Genomic DNA, 3,116 nt, shown 5'->3' on the forward strand with positions numbered 1-3,116 from the left:
ACCGCGACCGGACCTCGTGCAACTCAGCCACGACCCGCTTCAGATAATCCAGCAGCCGCTGTTCCTCGGTCATGCGTATCACCTTCGAAAATTCGGGAGACCGCGCCAATGGGTCCGGTTCTCAGATCTGATTGTCGATGAAGTCGAATACTTCCTCGGCGGTGGCCGTGCGAAGTTTGTCCGCCACATCGGCGTCGTCCGGACGCTCGCCGGCGTCCGTCCATTTCGCCAGCACGTCCCTGAGCCGGATGATCACAGCGGCACGGACGGTGCCGTCCGTCGCGACCGTCGCCAGTGCCGACTCCAGCCGGGTGAGTTCGGCGAGCACGGGCGGGGGCGCCTTGGTATCGCCGTCGAGTATCTGCGCGCGCAGGTGCTCGGCCAGCAGCGCCGGGGTCGGATAGTCGAAGAGCAGTGTCGTCGGCAGCCGCAGGGCGGTGGCCGTGTTCAGCTGGTTGCGCAGTTCGACGGCGGTCAGCGAGTCGAATCCGGCCTCCAGGAATCCGACCGTCGTGTCGACGGTGTCCGTGCTGCCGTGTCCGAGCACGGCGGCGGTGTGCACACGCAGCAGGTCCAGCAGCAGCCGGTGCTGTTCCAGCTCGGGTAGGCCGGCCAACCGCTGGCGCAGCGACTGCGGCGTGTCCGGCCGTGACGGGGGACGCCGCGTGGACACCAGCCCGCTCAGCAGCGGCGGCGTGGTGTCCGCGCGCAGCGCGGCGACGTCCAGCCGTACGGACGCCACCACGCTACGACCGTTACCGGCTGCAAGCACCGCGTCGAACGCGGCCAGGCCCTCCTGCGGTGTCAGCGAGACCAGCCCGGCCGCGCGCAGCCGGCGGCGGTCGGCCTCACGCAGCCGGCTGGCCATCCCGTCGGTGTGCGCCCACGGCCCCCAGGCAATCGAGACCGCCGGCAGTCCCGCCGCGCGGCGGTGGCTGGCCACAGCGTCGAGGAAGGCGTTGGCCGCCGCGTAGTTGCCCTGCCCTGCGCCGCCGAGAATGCCCGACATCGAGGAGAACAGCACGAACGCGGCCAGGTCGGTGGTGCGGGTGAGCTCGTGCAGGTGCACGGCACCATCCACCTTGGGCAGCATCACCCGGTCGATGGCATCCGGCGTCAACGACTCGATGACACCGTCGTGCACAACCCCCGCGGCGTGCACGACCGCGGTCAGCCGATGTTCGGCGGGGACGGCCGTGAGCAGGCGGGCGAGCGCATCGCGGTCGGCCACGTCACAGGCGGCCAGCTCCACCTGGGCGCCCAGGCCGGTGAGCTCGGCGTACAGTGCCGCCGCGCCTGGGGACTGCGCTCCTCGACGGCTGACCAGCAGCAGGTGCCGCACCTTGTGCCTGACCACCAGGTGCCGGGCCACCAGCGCACCCAGCCCAGCGGTCCCACCTGTGATCAATACGGTGCCCTCGGGGTCCAGCGGTGTGGTGTCGCCCGAGGGCGACGGCCGCGCATGGGCCAGCCGGGGGACGTACACCGCACCCGCGCGCACCGCCGCCTGGGGCTCGCCGGAACCTGTCGCGTCGGCCAGCGCGGCCCACGAGGCGTCGTGCCCGTCGACGTCGACCAGGACGCACCGACCAGGGTGTTCCGACTGCGCCGAGCGCACCAGGCCCCCCACGGCCGCGGCCGCCGGATCAGTCAGCTCGGCGTCCTCGCGCACCGCGGCCGCCCCGCTGGTGAGCAGGATCAGCCTGGCCGACCGGAGACGGTCGTCGGCAAGCAGGGACCGCAGCGACTGCGCGACGTCACCGGTGGCACTATGAGCCCGCGCCGCCAGCGGTGTGCCAGCGCCGGCACCAGCGTCCGCACCAGTACCGCCATCGGTATCGGTGCCGGTGCCGGACGGGTGGACGATGAGCACGGCGTCGGGAGCCGGCTCCCCCGAGGCGACGGCCTCCCGCAGTGATCGCGGGTCCGGATGGCAGGTGACGGCCACACCGCGGCGGGCGAGGGCGACGGACAGCTGCTCGGGGATGTCCCCGAGCAGCGCCCAGCGTCCGGGTGGGCCCGCGGGGACGACGGCCTGGATGCGGTCCCACTGCACCGCGTACAGCGGGGCGGGGGCGACGCCGCCGATCTGCTCGGCCGACATCGGGCGCAGGACCAGCGACCCGACGGAGACGACCGGGCGTGCGGTGAGGTCCGTGGCCGCCAGGGAGATCCCCTCGCCGGCCCGTGCCAGCCGCACCCGCAGCGCGGACGCGCCACGGGAATGCAGGCGGACGTCGCCAAAGGCGAACGGCAGGCCGTCCGGCGCAGGTCCGCCGGAGTCCAGCAGGGCGATCGCGTGCAGGGCCGCGTCCAGCAACGCCGGGTGCAGGCCGAACCGGCCCGCGTCCGCGTCGGCGGGCGACGGCAGGTGGACCTCGGCCAGGACGTCGTCACCATGCCGCCATGCGGCCTGCAGTCCGCGGAAAGCGGGCCCGTAGTCGAAGCCGCGCTCGGTGAGCCGGTGGTACAGGTCCTCGACGTCCACCGGTACGGCGTCCACCGGCGGCCAGACGGCGTCCACCGGCGGCCGGACGCCCGGCTCATCGGCGGGCGGCCGCTGCTGCTCCCGCTCCAGCAGGAAGCCGGTGGCGTGGCGGGTCCAGGCGACCTCGGGCGCGGCATCCTCGGCCCGGGAGTACAGGCTCACCGGCCGCTGGCCCGCGGTGTCGGCGGCGCCGACGGCCAGCCGCAGTACGACGCCACCCTGCACGGGCAGGGCCAGCGGGACGTGCAGGGCCAGTTCCGCGATCCCCGCGCAGCCGAGCTGGTCGGCGGCCACCGCCGCCATCTCCACGTACGCGGTGCCGGGCAGCAGCGACCCGCCCAGCACGGCGTGTTCGGACAGCCAGGCGGGGCTGTGGGCGGACAGCCGTCCGGTGAACAGGAACCCGGCGCCGTCCGGCAGCTCCACCGCGGCACCCAGCAACGGGTGCCCGACCTGCTGGAGGCCGACCGCCGCCGCGTTCGGCGTGCCCTCGGGTGCGTCCAGCCAGTACCGCGTCGGCTGGAAGGCGTAGGTCGGCAGCTCGGCCGGACGCACGTCCCGGTCGCTGAAGAACGCCGCCCAGTCCACGCCGGACCCACTGGACCCGCTGGAGCCACCGGCGTGGACG

The 3,116-nt window shown here is 73.7% G+C and carries 2 protein-coding genes; both read right to left on the reverse strand.

From position 1 onward, the window contains the following. Window positions 1-73 (reverse strand): polyketide synthase docking domain-containing protein (locus CV1CTNOD_RS28220; RefSeq protein ID WP_207386312.1); only part of this gene is annotated, 73 nt, incomplete at its 3' end. 48 nt (window positions 74-121) lie between these two features. After that, a partial coding sequence (locus CV1CTNOD_RS09820) for a type I polyketide synthase (protein ID WP_165485416.1) occupies window positions 122-3,116 on the reverse strand: 2,995 nt, incomplete at its 5' end.

Source organism: Protofrankia symbiont of Coriaria ruscifolia, from assembly GCF_900634745.1.
Taxonomy (GTDB): domain Bacteria; phylum Actinomycetota; class Actinomycetes; order Frankiales; family Frankiaceae; genus Protofrankia; species Protofrankia californiensis.